16 protein-coding genes are annotated in these 17,333 nt (G+C 70.6%); 9 read left to right on the top strand and 7 right to left on the bottom strand.

All coding sequences use genetic code 11. The features are described 5' to 3' along the window. The first annotated feature begins 359 nt into the window (after positions 1 to 359). Positions 360 to 1,334 carry a lantibiotic dehydratase C-terminal domain-containing protein gene (locus ACX80L_RS04120; protein ID WP_459287842.1) on the top strand — a complete coding sequence of 325 codons (975 nt, stop codon included), beginning with the start codon at positions 360 to 362 and terminating at the stop codon, positions 1,332 to 1,334. A gap of 61 nt (positions 1,335 to 1,395) precedes the next feature. Next, the gene (locus tag ACX80L_RS04115) at positions 1,396 to 1,566 is read left to right on the top strand and encodes a hypothetical protein (RefSeq protein ID WP_459287840.1); all 171 of its coding nucleotides are present in this window, start codon (positions 1,396 to 1,398) and stop codon (positions 1,564 to 1,566) included. Positions 1,567 to 1,639: 73 nt separating this feature from the next. Here the strand turns inward: ACX80L_RS04115 and ACX80L_RS04110 are convergent, their stop codons facing one another. Further along, a complete protein-coding gene (locus tag ACX80L_RS04110) occupies positions 1,640 to 2,200 on the bottom strand; it encodes an NAD(P)H-dependent oxidoreductase (protein WP_459287838.1) in 561 nt (186 codons plus the stop codon). A 105-nt stretch (positions 2,201 to 2,305) separates the two neighbouring features. Between ACX80L_RS04110 and ACX80L_RS04105 the strand changes: the two genes are divergently transcribed. Continuing rightward, positions 2,306 to 2,938 carry a TetR/AcrR family transcriptional regulator gene (locus ACX80L_RS04105; protein WP_459287836.1) on the top strand — a complete coding sequence of 211 codons (633 nt, stop codon included), beginning with the start codon at positions 2,306 to 2,308 and terminating at the stop codon, positions 2,936 to 2,938. 46 nt (positions 2,939 to 2,984) lie between these two features. Further along, positions 2,985 to 4,031, top strand: a complete 1,047-nt coding sequence (locus ACX80L_RS04100; protein WP_459287834.1) for a Gfo/Idh/MocA family protein — start codon at positions 2,985 to 2,987, stop codon at positions 4,029 to 4,031. A gap of 104 nt (positions 4,032 to 4,135) precedes the next feature. On the opposite strand, the gene ald is transcribed toward ACX80L_RS04100, so the two are convergent. Beyond that, entirely contained in the window at positions 4,136 to 5,248 is a 1,113-nt protein-coding gene (gene ald / locus ACX80L_RS04095; RefSeq protein ID WP_459269024.1) for an alanine dehydrogenase, read from the bottom strand. A gap of 268 nt (positions 5,249 to 5,516) precedes the next feature. Here ald and ACX80L_RS04090 point away from each other — a divergent pair, with 268 nt between their 5' ends. Continuing rightward, a complete protein-coding gene (locus tag ACX80L_RS04090; RefSeq protein ID WP_459287832.1) occupies positions 5,517 to 6,734 on the top strand; it encodes a PucR family transcriptional regulator in 1,218 nt (405 codons plus the stop codon). A 31-nt stretch (positions 6,735 to 6,765) separates the two neighbouring features. On the opposite strand, the gene ACX80L_RS04085 is transcribed toward ACX80L_RS04090, so the two are convergent. Then, positions 6,766 to 7,221 carry a helix-turn-helix domain-containing protein gene (locus tag ACX80L_RS04085; RefSeq protein ID WP_459287830.1) on the bottom strand — a complete coding sequence of 152 codons (456 nt, stop codon included), beginning with the start codon at positions 7,219 to 7,221 and terminating at the stop codon, positions 6,766 to 6,768. A 152-nt stretch (positions 7,222 to 7,373) separates the two neighbouring features. On the opposite strand from ACX80L_RS04085, the gene ACX80L_RS04080 reads away from it, so the two are divergent. Next, positions 7,374 to 7,637, top strand: a complete 264-nt coding sequence (locus ACX80L_RS04080) for a hypothetical protein (RefSeq protein WP_459287828.1) — start codon at positions 7,374 to 7,376, stop codon at positions 7,635 to 7,637. A gap of 165 nt (positions 7,638 to 7,802) precedes the next feature. Continuing rightward, a complete protein-coding gene (locus ACX80L_RS04075; RefSeq protein ID WP_459287826.1) occupies positions 7,803 to 8,567 on the top strand; it encodes a MerR family transcriptional regulator in 765 nt (254 codons plus the stop codon). A gap of 5 nt (positions 8,568 to 8,572) precedes the next feature. Here ACX80L_RS04075 and ACX80L_RS04070 read toward each other — a convergent pair whose 3' ends face one another. Continuing rightward, positions 8,573 to 10,132 carry a GGDEF domain-containing protein gene (locus tag ACX80L_RS04070; RefSeq protein ID WP_459287824.1) on the bottom strand — a complete coding sequence of 520 codons (1,560 nt, stop codon included), beginning with the start codon at positions 10,130 to 10,132 and terminating at the stop codon, positions 8,573 to 8,575. A gap of 279 nt (positions 10,133 to 10,411) precedes the next feature. Here ACX80L_RS04070 and ACX80L_RS04065 point away from each other — a divergent pair, with 279 nt between their 5' ends. Beyond that, complete coding sequence (locus ACX80L_RS04065) at positions 10,412 to 11,254, top strand: DUF1206 domain-containing protein (RefSeq protein WP_459287822.1); 843 nt, start codon at positions 10,412 to 10,414, stop codon at positions 11,252 to 11,254. A gap of 19 nt (positions 11,255 to 11,273) precedes the next feature. Here the strand turns inward: ACX80L_RS04065 and ACX80L_RS04060 are convergent, their stop codons facing one another. The 3 genes from ACX80L_RS04060 to rhaI are packed head-to-tail and all read right to left on the bottom strand — an operon-like array spanning position 11,274 to position 16,001. After that, complete coding sequence (locus ACX80L_RS04060) at positions 11,274 to 12,749, bottom strand: rhamnulokinase (protein WP_459287815.1); 1,476 nt, start codon at positions 12,747 to 12,749, stop codon at positions 11,274 to 11,276. A gap of 1 nt (position 12,750) precedes the next feature. Further along, positions 12,751 to 14,838, bottom strand: a complete 2,088-nt coding sequence (locus tag ACX80L_RS04055) for a bifunctional aldolase/short-chain dehydrogenase (protein WP_459287814.1) — start codon at positions 14,836 to 14,838, stop codon at positions 12,751 to 12,753. Further along, positions 14,835 to 16,001, bottom strand: coding sequence for an L-rhamnose isomerase (gene rhaI / locus ACX80L_RS04050; protein WP_208739169.1), 1,167 nt, complete (start codon positions 15,999 to 16,001; stop codon positions 14,835 to 14,837). The genes ACX80L_RS04055 and rhaI overlap by 4 nt, the downstream gene beginning before the upstream one ends. A 222-nt stretch (positions 16,002 to 16,223) precedes the next feature. On the opposite strand from rhaI, the gene ACX80L_RS04045 reads away from it, so the two are divergent. After that, positions 16,224 to 17,276: a substrate-binding domain-containing protein gene (locus ACX80L_RS04045; RefSeq protein ID WP_133081515.1), complete on the top strand. Its 1,053-nt coding sequence runs from the start codon at positions 16,224 to 16,226 to the stop codon at positions 17,274 to 17,276. Positions 17,277 to 17,333 lie beyond the last annotated feature (57 nt).

Raw genomic sequence — 17,333 nt, 5'->3', positions numbered from 1 at the left:
CCACCTGCCGCCGGCGGACATTCTGGTTGAGCCGGTTCAGAGGGAAGCCCGAGGGCTCCCCGAAGGAAACGGGTACTGCGGAGTCGCAGTGCCGGACAGCTCGACCTCCCGGACAGCGGGCAAGGAAGGATCGCCATGAAAAAGGTACTCGGCGCAACGGCAGGCCTGTTGATCCTGGTGGGGGCTGTTGTGCCGGCAGGCCAGTCCGTCAGCGCAGCCAGCTGGGATTGGCCGAAGAGCCAGCCGACGGCGAGCAGCTGGGACTGGCCCAAGTAACAGGGAGCCCCGGACTAGAGCCCGGCGGCCCCACCCGGAACCCGCCCCAGCGGGGGTGACCACAGACCCTGAAGGAGAGAGCCATGAGTCAGGTGACAGCCGTTCGAACCGCCTCACGAACGACAGTCAGCACTCAATGGTGGCATCTCTCCCTCTCGACGGGTGGCTTCGATGTAGCGGACGGCATCATCGAAGAGCTGGTCACCCCGCTGGTGGCGCAGGCACAGGCACTCGGCGCGAAGCGCTGGTACTTCACCCGGTGCGAGGATGCATCCACCGGCGTCGTCAGCCAGGTCAGGCTCAGCATCCATGCCCATCCCCGGGTCCTCGAGCGGCTCCGCGCCTTCCAGCGCGCGCTCCAGGTCCGCAGTGCACGGACCCTCCCGCTGCTGGCGGTCCGGCAGCAGTTCACGCCCCCTGCGGGCAACACCTACTATTCCGGCGGCCAGGAGATGGCGGATCCGCAACTGGAGGCGAATCTCGTCAAGTACGGCGGCGTGGAGGGCCTCGACCTGGCGGAGGAGGTCTTCGAGCTCAGCTCCGAACTCGCCGTCTGGGCCAACCAGCGCTTCCCGCGCATCCACGGCCGCTCGGCGCTCGGCGCGCTCGTCCTGTTCGATGCCGCCCAGAGCATGATGCGCGGTCCCCGTTCGGCGGGCTGGCCCGACCGGCGGCGGCTCTCGTGGGACTTCTACTGGGACAGCCACCTGCGCACCTGCACCGCCGACGTGGGCCCCCGTGCCGCCGGCGTTCGTGAGGCGATGACCGCCCAGGTCGCCTCCAAGGCATCGGGATTCCACGCTCTGATGGCCGCGACCGCCGCCGAATCAGCGGTGCTCAACTGGCGGCGACGCTGGTACCGGGCGCTCGATACCTACCTCTACCGCGCCGATAAGGTGCGGGTGAGCCGCAGTGCCCAGCACCTCACGGTCTACCAGGCGCACATGGCCCTCAATCGTCTCGGTTTCGTGGCCCGCGAAGAGGCCGCACTGGGACTGTACGCACGGACCTGGAAGCCGCAGGTCGTCATGATGAACGGGACGCGCAACCCCCAGTAGGGTCCGTCCCGCCACGACCCATCGAGCGAAGGACTGCACCATGAATGCAAGGAACACCATCGTGCTAGCCGTTGACGATGCCGATCTCTCGGAGGCCCTCGGGTGCTCCTTCGAGGCGGTCGAGTCGATGCAGAACGACGGCGTCCTCGAGTCGCAGGGCGAGCTCTGGGAGATCGGTCCGGCCCGGGACTACCTCCGTGATGCCGCGTGGGCGGACAACCTCTGGCACTGACGGGACGGATCAGCGGCAGGAACGACGAAAGACGCCGGCGCAGTGCGCCGGCGTCTTTCGCGTCGTACGGGAATCAGGCCGCCACAGGCGTGGTGGCACCGGCCAGAGCGGCGAGGATCTCGCTCACCTGACCGGCTACTTCGCTGTCGTCCTTCGGGTGCAGCTCGGCGAAACGGGTGATCGAGCCGCCGATGGACAACTTGGCGTCGTCGACCACGGAGGCTCCGGCCACCCCGAGGGCGCGGCGGGCCTCATCGTGGGCCCAGACTCCGCCGTACTGGCCGAAGGCGGATCCGATGACGGCGGCGGGCTTGCTCGAGATGGCACCGGCACCGTAGGGACGGGACAGCCAGTCGATCGCGTTCTTGAGCACGGCGGGCATGGTGCCGTTGTACTCGGGGGAGACGAGCAGCAGGGCGTCGGCGTCCGCGGCGGCGGCGCGGAGGTCGTCCGCGGCCTTCGGGCGGTCGATGTCGTTGTCGATGTCCTCGTTGTAGAAGGGGACCTCGCTCAGGGCGTCGAAGGTGACGACTTCGACGGAATCGGGAGCGTGCTCCACGGCGGCTTCGGCGAGCTGGCGGTTGATGGAGCCTTCGCGAAGGCTGCCGACCAGGGTCAGGATCGTGGTGGACATCGGTTCTCCCAGGGGTGTGAGGTCGAGACGAAAGGGGAGCGCGAACTGCGTCTGTCCTGTTCAAGCGGACCGTGGTCCGTTTTATTCCGTCGCTATAGTTGCGGGATGCAGGGCGAGGGATTGCTCCGGGTTCCGGGAGACGACGGAGAACGGACCGATGCCGCGCGCAACCGGAGGCTCCTCCTCGATGCCGCGGCCGAGATCGTGGCGTCCTGCGGTCCGGACAAGCTGACCACGGACGCCGTGGCGCGGCGGGCGGGCGTGGGCAAGGGGACGGTCTTCCGCCGGTTCGGGAACAGGGCGGGCCTGATGCACGCCCTCGCCGACCATGCGGGCCGTTCGTTCCAGCAGGCCTTCATGGCGGGGCCGCCACCGCTGGGCCCGGGGGCCCTCCCCCTCGATCGCCTGGTGGCCTTCGGGGAGGCGAGCATCGAGAGGATGCGCTACGACGGACAGATCCTGCGGGCCGCCGAGCAGCAGGGCGGTGCGGACCTGGAGCATCCGACGCAGCAGCTCGTCCGGCTGCACCTGTCCATGCTGCTGCGCCAGATCGGAGCGCCGGATCCGGAGCTCGGCTCCTACCAGCTGGCCGCGTTCCTCAATGCTGGGCTCCTGCTCCATCTGCAGGAGTCCAGGGGCATGTCCACGGCCCGGCTCCAGGCCTCCTGGCGGGTGCTGGTCACGTCGCTGGCGTCAGGACCGCACGGGCAGCCCCCGGCCGGAGCCCACGTACACTGAACATCGCCGGCCACGAGTCCGGTGGCGAGATGAGGACGGTGGTCGCGTGGTGCAGGGACCTCGCGGAGCGATCAGCACCGTGCTGGTCGGGTTCGGCCACGGCGGCAGGGTCTTCCACGCCCCGCTGATCGCCCACGATCCACGCTTCGAGCTCGCCGCCGTCGTGGTCCGCAGCGCGGACCGCAGGCGGGCCGCCCGCACCGCCTACCCCGACGCCGCCGTCGTCGGCAGCCTCGACGAGGCACTCGCGGCGGTGCCGGACCTGGACCTGGCCGTGATCAGCACGCCCAACGCGACCCACGCCGCCCTGGCCGCCGCGGCCCTCGGCAGGGGGCTGCACGTGGTGCTCGACAAGCCCTTCGTGGTGCACGCGGACGACGGCGAGCGCCTGATCGAGGCGGCGCAGGCGGCCGGGCGCCTGCTCGTAACCTTCTCCAACCGTCGGTGGGACGGCGATTACCTCACCGTGCGGTCCGTGGTGGAGTCGGGGGCGCTGGGCCGGATCCGGACCTTCGAGTCCGCGATGGAGTCCTGGAAGCCGTCCATCACCAAGCCGTGGAAGCGGGATGCCGGGCCCGGTGCCGGCGGGGGAGTCCTCTACGACCTCGGCCCGCATCTCATCGACCAGGCGCTCAGCCTGTTCGGCCCCGCCGTCCCGGCGTTCGCGGACCTGCGGATCGACCGGGCGGGAGGAACGGCGGACGACACGGTCTTCCTCGTGCTCCAGCACCTCGGTGGTGTGACGAGTACCCTGCACGCCGGGACGCTCGCGCCGCAGGTCCGCTCCCGCTTCCGCGTGACCGGGGACGACGCGGGCCTCACCGTCCTCGGCACGGATCCGCAGGAGGGCCTGCTCGCGGCGGGGATGCCCCCTGGCACCGTGACCGGTGCGCAGGCCGGCGCGCACGGGCTGCTCGGACGCGACGGGCACCTCGAACCGGTCCCGATCGAACCCGGCGCCTATCCGTCCTTCTACGAGGGCGTCGCAGCGGCGATCGAGGGCGGGCCGGTACCGGTTGCGGCCGAGGACGCGCTCGCCGTCGTGCGGATCATCGAGCAGGTCCACGCGTCGTTCCCCGCCCGGCCCCGGTAGCTCCCGCCGGTCGTGCGGGACCCGCCGGGGCAGTGCTCCCGCCGGTTTCCGGGTGTCCCCGGACGAGCCGGGTGGACCGGCGCTGCGGAACCCTGTCGTGGAGACTAGACCAGCCGGGTCCAGTCCTCGGCCAGCTCCAGGCCGTGTGCCTGGGACACCGAGTGGTGGGCCACCCTGCCGGCGGCGACGTTCAGCCCGCGGGCGAGTGCGGCGTCGGTCTCGAAGGCTCCCCGCACCCCCCTGTCCGCGAGCGCGACGGCGTAGCGGAGGGTCACGTTGGTCAGGGCGTAGGTCGAGGTGTTCGGCACGGCGCCCGGCATGTTGCCGACGCAGTAGAAGAGCGAGCCGTGGACGGTGAACGTGGGGTCCTCGTGCGTGGTGACCCGGGAGTCCTCGAAGCACCCGCCCTGGTCCACGGCGATGTCGACGAGGACGCTGCCCGGCTTCATGCGGGCCACGAGCGCATTGGTCACGAGCTTCGGCGCCCGGGCTCCCGGGATGAGGACGGAGCCGATGACGAGGTCGGCCTCGAGGACCGACTTCTCGATCTCGAGGGAGTTCGATGCCACGGTCCGGACGCGTCCGGCGTACAGGGCGTCGAGCTCGCGCAGACGTGCGATGTCGATGTCGAGGATGGTGACATCCGCCCCTGTGCCCACGGCCATCGCCGTCGCGTTGGTCCCGGCGACTCCGGCTCCGAGGACCACCACCTTGGCGGCGCGAACGCCCGCGACGCCGCCGAGCAGCAGACCGGGACCCCCGGCGGGGGCTGTCATCACCTGGGCTCCCACCTGCACGGACAGGCGTCCGGCCACCTCGGACATCGGTGCGAGCAGGGGGAGGGCCCGACCGTCCTGGACGGTCTCGTAGGCGATGGCCGTCACGCCTGCGTCGAGGAGCGCCCGGGTCAGTTCCGGTTCCGCCGCGAGGTGGAGGTAGGTGAAGAGGATGAGCCCCTTCCGGAAGCGGTGGTACTCGGCGGCGACGGGTTCCTTGACCTTCATCACCATGTCGGCACGTGCCCAGACGTCGTCGGCCGCCTCCACGAGTTCCGCGCCGGCGGCCTCGTACTCCGCGTCGGTGATGCTCGAGCCGATCCCGGCGCCGCGTTCCACGAGCACGACGTGCCCGCGGGCCCGGAACTCGTGCACGCCGGATGCGGTGATGGCTACACGGAACTCGTTGTTCTTCACTTCTTTGGGGACGCCGATGATCATTTGGGTTCTCCACGGGTGCGATCGGGCGGACGGGGGTAGGTCCAGAATAGGGACCGTGCCGGGGCCCGTGGGCGGGTTTCGGGGTCCCCGGCCGACGGCTCGGAGCGGAGGTGTCAGGACGGAACCGGCGTCGAGCCCGGGATCCCGGGCAGTGACGCATTGTGAGCTGGGCCACTAGCAGACGGAGGCGGGAGAATGCCATCGACAGATGTCGAGTCCCAGGGCGGCAGATGTCGCTTCGGGTGACGCTTCCGCCTAGTGTTGGCCTGTGCAGAACCAGGCCATCGAGGATGTCGTCGAGTCCATCGCTCAGAAGCTCGGTCGCGGCCTCTCCCTCGAGGATCCCGACGGCGTGCTCCTCGCCTACAGCAGCCACCAGACCTCGGCGGACCGGGTCCGCGTGAACTTCCTGCTGAGCAAGAAGGTCCCCGCCGACGTCAGCGAGTGGCAGCTCCGCCACGGCATCGCGCAGGCCGTGCGTGCCGTCGCCGTCCCCGCCAACGACGATCTCGGCATGCTGGGACGCGTCTGCGTCCCGTTGCTCGTGCGGGGCTTCCGGGTGGGCTACCTCTGGGTGCAGCAGCAGTCCACCGACGATCCCGCCGCCGAGATCCTCGCCGTCCTCCCCTCGGTCCGGCCGACCATCGACCGGCTCGCGGAGCTGCTCCTCGAGACCGATACGGCATCCTCGGCGCGGCGTACGCAGCGGGAGGCAACCTTCCTCGCGGCGTGCCGGGGCGTCGCGGGTGCCGTCGACGAGCTGCGGGGGTGGCGCGAACTCGGCGGGCACGGTCCCTGGCGCCTCGCGGTGGTGCACGAGCTGTCCGACGGCGTCGGCGACGACCCCCACGAGGCAGCCCTCCTCCACCGCACGCTCGCACTCCAGGCGACCGTCGGCGTCGCGCCCGTCCTCTTCAGTGCAGGAGCGGCCGCCTTCTCCGTCCTGCTCTGCGCGCCGGAGGTCGGGCGCAGCGTGCTGGAGCACGTCCTGGACGGCTACCGGGCAGAGGTGGCCAAGCGGGCGGGCCGGCCGGCGGGCCGGATGGTGCTCGGTCTGAGCGAACCGGCCGCCGATCCACGCAGCCTCGAAGGGGCTTTCCAGCAGGCGCAGCATGCCGTGCAGGCGGGCGCGGTGGATCCCAACCTCGCCAGGGTCTGCCCGTACTCCGACATCGGCGTCTACCAGTTCCTCGGCGCCGTGGGCTGGCAGGCCCCCGCCCTCGGCAGCGTGCATTTCGCCGAGTTGAGCGAGGCCGACCGCCTGGACGAGCTCCTGCCGGTGCTCGAGCTGCTCTACGACAAGAACGGCTCGGTGCAGGACGTGGCCGCCCAGCTGCACCTGCATCGCAGCAGCGTCTACAACCGGCTGAGCAGGATCCGTTCGGTCATCGGCGTCGACCCGCTCGCCGGGATGGTGCGGCTGGAGCTGCACCTGGCGCTGAAGGCGCGGAGGTGGAGGTCCCGCCCCCGGTTCGAGCAGTCCTGACCGGCCGGAGACGGATCCGGCCGGCGTCCCGTCAGGCGGGCAGGTCCTCGGGCTCGGCCACAAATTCTCCTGCGGCATCCCCTGCTGCCGGTGGAGCGGTCGACGCGGCGGAGGCTTCCCTGCGGCGCAACTGGCTGCGGAGCCAGTCCTCGACGTCGGACCTGCGGATGCGGCGGTGGGACCCGCGGTACTCCACCGCGAGGGTTCCCGCGTCGGTGAGTTTGCGGAGGTAGCTGTGCGAGATGCCGGCGAGTTCTGCGGCCTGCGAGGTGGTCAGCAGCTCGGCGACCGACGTCACCTGGACCGCGTCGCCGTCCGACAGGCGCGCGAGCAGGTCGACGACGGCTGCCTGGGCCTCGTCCGGCAACCGGTGGGCCGTACCGTCGACGAAGACGGTGACGTCCCCGCTCGCTGCGAGGGCGCGCCGCAGGGGGGCCGCCTGCTCGGGGGACAATGCCGCTGCGGAGCGCGGGGACCTGGCCGTCATAGGGCCATTGTGCCAGCCGATGGGCCTCCACGAGCTCCTCGCCGGCACGTATTCCGTGCTTCCGGAACGCGTTGCCGGCGTCTATATTTTAGCTATAAGTACCCTTACTACTTGCACCCAGCGCCGGTTGCAAGACCGAAACGGTGAATCCTATGACAACAATCGATCACGGGCGGAGCCTGCGCACGAGCAGTTCGCCCTTCTCACCCCTCGAGATGGGCGAAGCACCCTCCTGCCCCCGATGCCGCACCGACGACTACCTGATCTTCGAGGAGTTCGTCCCCGCGCGCCAGGCGGAACACTCCACCGACCTCATCTCCGCGAGCACCAGCTACACCTGCTCCGAGTGCGGCACGTTCAACGCCCATGCGGTGCCGGCGTCATGGCGCCCGCCGCAGTGGTTCTGGTACAGCTGATCCGCGCAGCGGGACAGGGATAGCGGGAGCCCGACCCCGGGAGGTGGGCCGGCCGTCCGCGCGTGGGCACACGAACTGTCCGGGCCGCCCTTGACCTTGACGCAGCGTCAACTCCTACCGTTGTTCCCACGGGCGCCCGATGCGCCCGGGGGAGGACGGGAACAGGTGGACTATCCGATCACGACCGTCGCGCGCCTGGCGGGGACGACGAGCAGGACCCTGCGCCACTACGGCGACGTCGGGCTGCTCGAACCGTCCCGTGTGGGGGCCAACGGCTACCGGTACTACGACGCGGACACCCTCGTGCGGCTCCAGCGCATCCTGCTGCTGCGGTCCCTGGGGCTGCCGCTGCCGGTCATCCGCGACGTGCTCGACGACGGATCCGCGGACGCACCGGCAGTCGCCCTGCGCCGCCACCTCGACCACCTCCGCGGCGAGCAGCAACGGCTCGACCGGCAGATCACTGCGGTCCTCACCACGGTGGAGGCCCTTGAACAGGGAGAAGAACCGATGCCGGAGAAGATGTTCAACGGATTCGACCACACGCAGTACAGGGACGAGGTCGAACAGCGATGGGGGCGCGACGCGTACGAGCAGGGTGACTCCTGGTGGCGCGGCAAGAGCGACGACGAGAAGGCCGCGTTCGGTGACGTCGTCGCGGCGCTCAACGCGGGATGGACCGATGCCGCCGCGCGCGGTGTCTCCCCGGCGGGGGATGAGGCACAGGCTCTCGCCCGGCGCCACGTCGCCTGGCTCTCCAGCGTGCCCGGCCTGCCGACCGGGGACGACGGGTCCCTGTCGGCGGAGTACATCCGTGGGCTGGGGGAGATGTACGTGTCCGATCCGCGCTTCGCCGCCAACTACGGCGGCACTCGCGGGGCGGAACTCGTGCGGGCAGCGCTCGGTGAGTGGCTCTCCCGGCAGTCCTGAAGCGACTACCAGGGGCCCTCGGCGCGGTTCCGGCCGGCCCGCTTGGCACGGTAGAGGTGGCGGTCCGCCTCGCGCAGGAGGGCTGCCACCGGCCCCTGCTCGCACCCCGCGAAGCCGATGCTCGCCGTGAGGCGCAGTTCGGGATCGACGTGCGGCCAGCGCAGGGCGCGGACGGCGGACAGGACGTCCCGGGCCACCTGCTCCTGGTCGGCGTGCTGCTGCAGGACCAGCAGGAACTCCTCGCCGCCGATGCGCGCGACATCACGGACGCCCCGGCACTCCTGCAGACACCCCGCGACGGCGACCAGGACGTCGTCGCCCGCGTGGTGCCCGAAACGGTCGTTGACCTGCTTGAAGTGGTCCAGGTCCAGGATGGCCAGGGACCCCGTCCAGGGGCCGCCGGTCTGCCAGGCACGGACGACGTCGGGCAGGGAGTCCTCGACCCACCGCCGGTTCCGTACCTTGGTGAGCGGGTCGATGGCGACCGCGGCCTCTGCCTGCTCGGCCCGCTCCAGCGCCGCGATGACGTTCTGCTCCGCGAAGAGGTGGTCCACCTGCGAGCGCCGCGTCTCGATCCAGCGGGTCCGTGCGGCCTGGTGGAACCTGCGGTGGAGTTCGTAGGCGAGCTGGTGGTCCCCGCTGGACGCGGCAACGGAGGCGCGCTCCTCGAGGACCATGGACGCGACCTCCTCGAGTGCATGGTGCACGGTGATCCGGTCGGCCTCGTCCAGCGCGTCGATCGCTGCGGGAAGGTTCCCCAGTCCGTGGTGGGCCTGCGCGAGCAGGAGCATCCGGCCTGCCCGGGTCTCGGGCTGGGCATCGGCCGGACCGATGTCACCGGACCGCTCCAGGACGGCGAGGGCCTCCACCGGGCGGCCGGCGGCGAGGTGCCCGCGCGCGAGGACGTCGCTCAGTTCCGCCTCCAGGTCCGGCGATGCGGCGATGACTCCCTCGAGCCGCTGCAGCCAGAAGCGGGCCTCGTCCGGCATGAGCTCGTCGAGCGCCGAATGGAAGGCATTGGAGGCGAGCCGGGAGAGCAGCTCCTGGTCGTCCAGCTGTTCGGCCAGGGCGAGGGCCCGCCGGGAGACGTCGAAACCCTGCTCCAGCAGTCCCGCGGCGAGGAGTCCGAGGGCCTGGCGGGTCAGCATCTTCGCCAGCAGGCGCGGCTGCTCGGTGCCGTCGAGGAGAGTGACCGCGATGGTGGCGTGTTCGGCCCCCGCACCCGAGTAGCCGGCGATCAGGTTCATCATCGCGAGGAGCGCATGGCACCGGCTGGCCAGGCGGGCATCGCCCTGCAGCGTCGCCCAGTCGAGGATGATCTTGCCCCGGCTCATCGCGTCGGGAGAACCCTTCGAGCGGGCCAGCGCGTCGAGTGCCGTGACTTCGGCCCAGAAGGCGACGTCGGACCTCCCCAGCGACTCCGCGACGGCCTTGACCTGGGTGGCTTCCGCGATCGCGCCGGCGAGGTCGATGCTGATCTCGACCTCCTCGAGGACGGTGATCAGGTCACGCTCCTGCGCGAGGCGCAGCGAGCCGCCCTCTGTCACGACGTCGTCGTTCAACATGCTTGCTCCAAGTCGTCGAGGCAGCGCTGTCGACTGACCGAGGAGTTGTTGAGAGACCATCGTGCGCGCTGTCGTGCCGGGTGGGACTGGCTTGTCCAGTGTGCCGCCTCGGGGGCCCCGCCTCAAGGGCGCCGCGCCCGTACATCCCGCCGGGTCACGGCCGAGGCGCGCCGGGTACCGCCGATCGCCCGCCCGGTCCGTTCTCCTATGCTTGGAGCAACCATCACGGCTGTCCTCCCGCAGGGCGGCATGGCAGCGCGAGCACGGAAGGACGGAGCTGTGACGACGGACCGTCGCGCCGAGGGGCGGGGACGCACCGCCCGGGCGGCCGACGCGGTCGAGCAGGTGTCCGACACGCGTGCGCTCGACGTCGCGGCACGACTCGGCTTCGCGGCACTCGCCGTGGTGCACATCCTGATCGGCGTCATCGCACTGCGCCTCGCCTTCGGCGGCAACGGCGAGGCCGAGCCGACCGGCGCGCTCGAGGAGGTCGCCGAGGGACCACTCGGTACGCCGATCATGTGGATCTGCGCGGTCGGTTGCGCCGGCCTCGCGCTGTGGCAGCTCAGCGAGGCCACCCTGCGCGCGCGGCACCTGCCGACGGGCGAGCGGATCGGGAAGCACATCTCGTCGGGTGCCCTCGTGGTCATCTACGGATCCATGGCGGGGACCTTCGCGCGGTTCGGACTCGGCGACGGCCCGGACTCCTCCGAGTCGACGGTCGACTTCACGCGGTCCCTCCTGTCCTCGGGGCCCGGTGTGGTGCTCGTGTTCGTGGCCGCAGCGGTCGTCCTGGGCATCGGCGCGCACTTCGTCGTCAAGGGGATCCGACGCGGCTTCCGGCCGGAGCTGCGCACTTTCGAGGACACCACCCGCGGACGGCTGATCGACCTCCTCGGCGTCGTGGGGCACGTGGCCAAGGGACTCGCTCTGCTCCTCGTCGGAGGGCTCTTCGTCATTGCGGGGCTGACCCGCGATCCGCAGGAATCGACCGGACTGGATGGCAGCCTGAAGGCGCTCCAGTACCATCCGTTCGGTGTCCACGTCCTGACGGTGATCGCGATCGGACTCGTCTGCTACGGCGTGTTCGCCATCATCCGTTCCGTCTTCGGCCGGATGTGAGGTTCCCGCCGCCGTCCGGCTACCCCGCCGGGGACAGCGCCGCGAGGTCCGCGGGCTCGTAGCGCACCGTGTGGGCCGCGGCGCGCGCCGCCTCCCTGATCCCGGTGAGTCCCGGGCCGGCAGCGACCAGACCGGCTGCCCGCGCCTGGACGAGGACATTGCCGAGCGCCGTCGCCTCCACGGGACCTGCGAGGACCGGCAGCCCGGTCCGGTCCGCAGTCAGTTGGCACAGCAGGGCGTTCTGCGACCCACCACCCACCACGTGGATGACGTCGATGGCATGTCCGGACAGCCGGACGGCGTCCCGGAGCGTGCGGGCGTAGGCCTCCGCGAGACTGTCCAGGATGCACCGCACCACGGCCGCCCGGGACGACGGCGCAGCATGGCCGGCGGCCTCCGCGGCCCGCCGGATGCGCGCCGGCATCCGGTCCGGCGCGAGGAAGTCGTTGCTGTCGGCGTCGATCACGGGCCCCCCCGCGGGCAGCTCCCCTGCGGCGGCGAGCAGTCCGAGGAGGTCCGGCTCCGGCCCCTCGACGCCCCACTCGCGCAGGCACTCCTGCAGGAGCCAGAGGCCGCCGGTGTTGCGCAGGTACCGGATGGTGCCGTCCACACCACGCTCGTTGGTGAAGTTCGCCGCGCGGCTCCCGTCACCGAGGATGGGCGTGTCGAGCTCGACGCCGACGAGCGACCAGGTCCCGGAGGAGATGTAGGCGAAACGGGTCGACCCGGCCGGCACCGCGGCCACCGCCGACGCGGTGTCGTGGGACCCGACGGCGACGACGGCGGTGGTCTCCGGCAGCCCTGTTCCCGCAGCGATCGCGGGCAGCAGGTGCCCGACCACGCTCCCGGGCTCCACGAGCGGCGGGAAGAGGTCGGCCGGCAGTCCGAGCGCTTCGAGGAGGTCCTGGGCCCACGTGCCCGTCGCGGCGTCGAGCAGGCCGGTGGTGGAGGCGTTCGTGGCCTCGGTGCGGCGCTCGCCGGTGAGCCGGTAGGCCAGCAGGTCCGGGATCAGCAGGGCCTGGACCCCGGACAGGGACCGCTCCGCAGCCAGCTGGTAGAGGGTGTTGAACGGCAGGAACTGCAGTCCTGTGCGGGCGTAGAGCCGCTCCGGCGGCAGCGCCGCGTGCACGACGCCGATGGTCGCCTCGGTGCGTCCGTCGCGGTAGCTGAACGGCAGGTGCCGGAGCGCTCCGGTGCCGTCCACGAGCCCGTAGTCCACGGCCCAGGTGTCGATCCCGATGCTGGTCACCGTGGTCCCGGCCGCTGCCGCGGCAGCCGCCGCGGCAGTGAGGCCGGTCAGGACCTCGGCGAACAGTGCCTCGACGTCCCAGCGCAGCGCGCCCCCGAGGAACTGCACCCCGTTGGGGAAGCGGTGCACCGTGACGAGTTCGGGTCCCGCGTCCGTCATGGTGCCGAGGATCACGCGCCCGGAGGACGCCCCGATGTCGACGGCGGCGAACGCCTGCGCCGAGGTCCCGCTCCGACTCCCGGCCATGTCAGCGCAGGAACGCGGCGGCGACGCCCGCGTCCACGGGGATGTGCAGGCCCGTGGTGTGCGAGAGTTCGGCCGAGGTCAGGACGGCGACCGCGTTGGCGACGTTCTCCGGCAGCACCTCGCGCTTGAGCAGGGTGCGCTGGGCGTAGTACTCGCCCAGCTTGTCCTCCTCGACGCCGTAGACCGCGGCGCGCTTGGCACCCCAGCCGCCGGCGAAGATCCCGGAGCCGCGGACCACGCCGTCGGGGTTGATGCCGTTGACGCGGACGCCGTATTCGCCGAGTTCGGCGGCGAGGAGGCGAACCTGGTGCGCCTGGTCCGCCTTCGTGGCGCTGTAGGCGATGTTGTTGGGGCCGGCGAACACGGAGTTCTTGGAGGAGATGTAGATGATGTCCCCGCCCATGTCCTGCTCGATCAGCACCTTCGCGGCGGCCTGCGACATGAGGAAGGAGCCCTTCGCCATGACGTTGTGCTGCAGGTCCCAGTCCTTCTCGGTGGTCTCGAGCAGCGGCTTGGAGATGGACAGCCCGGCGTTGTTGACCACGAGGTCCAGTCCGCCGAAGGCCAGCACGGCGGCCTGCACGGCCTGGAGCACCTGGGCGGGGTCGGTGACGTCGGCCTGGACGCCGATGGCGACGTCGGGGCCGCCGAGTTCCTCGGCCACCGCGCCCGCGCTGTCGATGTTCAGGTCCGCGATGACAACGCACGCGCCCTCGGCGGCCAGGCGCGTGGCGATGGCCTTGCCGATGCCCGACGCCGCTCCCGTCACCAGGGCGATGCGTCCCGCGTGGGACTTGGGCCTGGGCATCCGCGCGAGCTTGGCCTCCTCGAGGGCCCAGTACTCGATGCGGAACTTCTCGCTCTCCTCGATGGGGGAGTAGGCGGAGATGGCTTCGGCGCCGCGCATCACGTTGATGGCGTTGAGGTAGAACTCCCCGGCGACGCGGGCGGTCTGCTTGTTGGCGCCGAACGAGAACATGCCCACGCCGGGCACCAGCACGATCGCGGGGTCCGCGCCGCGCATCGCGGGGGATTCCGGTGTCGCGTGCCGGTCGTAGTACGCGGCGTAGTCCGCCCGGTACTCGGTGTGCAGTTCGCGCAGGCGCAGCAGGCAGCTCTCCACGTCGGCGCCGGCCGGGAGGTCGAGCACGAGCGGCTTGACCTTGGTGCGCAGGAAGTGGTCCGGGCAGCTCGTGCCGAGTGCGCCGAGGCGCGGGTGCCCGCTGGAGGCGAGGAATTCCAGCACACGGGGGTCGTCGGTGAAGTGTCCCACCTGAGCCCTGTCGGTGGAGGCGAGTCCGCGGATGGTCGGAGCGAGGGCGGCGGCCTTGGCCCGGCGCTCCTCGGCCGGCAGCGGGGCGTAGCCCTCGAGGGCGGGCCCGAAGGGCTCGGCCTCGCCGTGCTCGGCGATGTAGCGCTCGGCGGTCTCGATGATCCAGAGCGAGTTCGCCTCCGCCTCGGCCGAGGTCTCGCCCCAGGCCGTGATGCCGTGCCCACCGAGGATCGTGCCGATGGCCTCGGGGTTGGCGTCCTTGATGGCGGCGATGTCGAGTCCGAGCTGGAAACCGGGCCGGCGCCAGGGCACCCAGACGACCTTCGGCCCGAAGATCGTGGTGGTCAGTGCCTCGCCGTCGGCCGCGGTGGCGATGGCGATGCCCGAGTCCGGGTGCAGATGGTCCACGTGCGCGGCGTCGACGAGGCCGTGCATCGCGGTGTCGATCGACGGTGCGGCACCGCCCTTGCCGTGCAGCGTGAAGTCGAAGGCCGCGACCATCTCGTCCTCACGCTCCACGCCGGGGTAGACGCTGCGCAGCGCCCGCATGCGGTCCAGGCGCAGGACGGCGAGACCGGATTCCTTCAGGGTGCCCAGGTCGCCGCCGGACCCCTTGACCCAGAGCAGTTCCACGTCCTCGCCGGTGGCGGGGTCGAAGCCCAGTCCCTTCGCGGAGGTGTTGCCGCCGGCGTAGTTCGTGGTGCGCTTGTCCGAGCCCAGGCGGTTGGAGCGCTCGATGAGGTCCTGCACGGTCTGATTGACCGTCGGGTTCGTGGTGGCGCCGGTCGCGGGCCCTGTCGTCGTCGTCACTGTCATGCTCCCCATCCGGCCTGCTGGCCGCCCTGTCGCTCGCTGTTGATCCGGTCCTGGTAGCCGCTGGCGCGGTAGGCGTCCATCGGGTCGGCCGGGAGGCCGTTCGATTCACGCCAGGAGGCCAGGCCCGGGCGGACGTCGGTGTAGAAGGCGTCCATCAGGATCGCGTTGGCGGCCAGCACGTCGCCGGATTCCTGCGCGGCGGTCAGCGCGGCACGGTCGACGAGCAGGGCCCGCGCCGTCATCTCCTGCACGTTGAGCACGGAGCGGATCTGGCCGGGGATCTTCTCCTCCAGGTTGTGGCACTGGTCGAGCATGAGGGCGATCCCGCTCTCGGGCGAGAGGCCGCCACCGCGGACCACCTCGGCCATGATGCGGAACAGCTGGAACGGATCCGCGGCTCCCACGATCAGGTCGTCGTCCGCGTAGAAGCGCGAGTTGAAGTCGAAGGACCCGAGCTTCCCGAGGCGGATCAACTGGGCGACGATGAATTCGATGTTGGTCCCGGGAGCGTGGTGGCCGGTGTCGAGGCAGACGAGGGCCTTCTCGCCGAGCTGCAGGCAGTGTGCGTAGGAGGTGCCCCAGTCGGGGACGTCCGTGTGGTAGAACGCCGGCTCGAAGAACTTGTACTCCAGCACCAGGCGCTGGTCCTCGCCGAGGCGGTCGTAGACCTTCCGCAGCGAGTCCTGCAGCCAGTCCTGGCGGGAGCGCATGTCGGCCTGGCCGGGGTAGTTGGAGCCGTCCGCGAGCCAGATCTTCAGGTCTCGGGAACCGGTGACGTCCATGACCTCGATGCACTCGTACATGTGGTCGATCGCCTTGTTCCGTACCGTCGCGTCGCTGTGCGTGAGGCTGCCGAACTTGTAGTCGTCGTCCTGGAACGTGTTGCTGTTGATGGTTCCCAGCTTCACGCCGTGCTCCGCAGCGTGCTCGGCGAGGATCCCGTAGTCATCCACCGTGTCCCACGGGATGTGCAGGGCCACGCTCGGGGCCAGGCCCGTCAGCTTGTTGACCATGCCCGCGTCCGCGATCTTCTCCTGCACCGTACGCGGCGTGCCCGGGGTGGCGAACACCTTGAACCGGGTTCCGGAGTTGCCGTAGGCCCAGGAGGGCACCTCGATGGCGAGCTGCTCCAGCTCCGCCGAAATGTCGTCGATGACAGTCATGTACTCTCTCCAGCGTGATGGCGACCGGGTGCTCCATCACACCTCGGGCGGCGATTTCTTCGGGATATTCCTCCACCCCGGACGGGTCGGGAGAGGTAACCAGAATTGCCGTGCCTTTGAATCGTTTCATTAGCACGTTTCAAAGTTATCCTTGCCCTAGACCGAGTGTCAACAGTCCTGCCGGCACCGCAGTCCGGACCGGACCCGAGCTTCGAGGATTCCATGGACAGCCGACCAGTCAGCATCAAGGACGTTGCCGACCGGGCGGGTGTGGCGATCGGCACGGTCTCCAACGTGCTGAACCACCCCGCACGAGTCTCCGCTGCCACGCGCGAGCGCGTCCAGGGGGCGATCGACGACCTCGGGTTCGTGCGCAACGACGCCGCCCGGCAGTTGAGGGCGGGCCAGAGCCGCACCATCGGCCTGATCGTGCTCGACGTCGGCAACCCCTTCTTCTCGTCCCTGGCGCGTGCCGCCGAGGACTGCGCCGCCGAGAACGGCAGCACGGTGGTGCTGGGGGACAGCGGCCAGGACGCCGGACGTGAGGCGAGGTACATCGACGTCTTCGAGCAGCAGCGCGTGCAGGGGATGCTCATCTCCCCGGTCGGCGACGTGGGTCCCCGCGTCGAGGCGCTGCGCAAGCGCGGCATGCCCGTGGTGCTCGTGGACCGCGTCGATCCGCAGCGCCGCTGCAGTTCGGTGTCGGTGGACGACGTCGCCGGCGGGTACATGGCGGTGCGGCACCTGCTGGCGGCAGGGCGGCGGCGGATCGTCTTCGTGGGTACCAGGGCGGACTACCGCCAGGTGGCCGACCGGTTGACGGGGGCACGCCAGGCCGTGGAGGAGCACGACGGGGCGGTGCTGGAGGTCGTCGAGGCGGATGCCATGACGGTCCTCGCGGGCCGCGACGTCGGGGAGGCGATCGCGCAGCGCCGGGCGGGGGAGCTGCCCGACGGGATCTTCTGCGCCAACGATCTCCTCGCCATCGGCGTCATGCAGGCGGTCCTGCTGATCCGCGGCCTCCGGATCCCCGAGGACCTGGCGCTCATCGGGTACGACGACATCGACTTCTCCGCCTCCGCCGTCGTCCCCCTCACGAGCGTCCGCAAGCCCACGGAACTCATGGGGCGCACGGCCGTGGAGCTCCTGCTCGAGGAGATCGAGCGGCCGGCCTCGCGGCGGCGGCAGGTGATCTTCGACCCCGAGCTCGTGGAACGCGGGAGCACCACCGCGCTCGCTCCGGCCGCAGGATCGCCGGCACCGGCCGCAGGATGAGATCGCCGTTCGATCCGGGCTGTTGACGGTGATCTGGGGCACGCCTACTATTCGGTA

It is taken from the genome of Arthrobacter sp. MDT1-48-3, from assembly GCF_054511015.1.
This window is presented reverse-complemented; position numbering and strand designations above follow the sequence as displayed.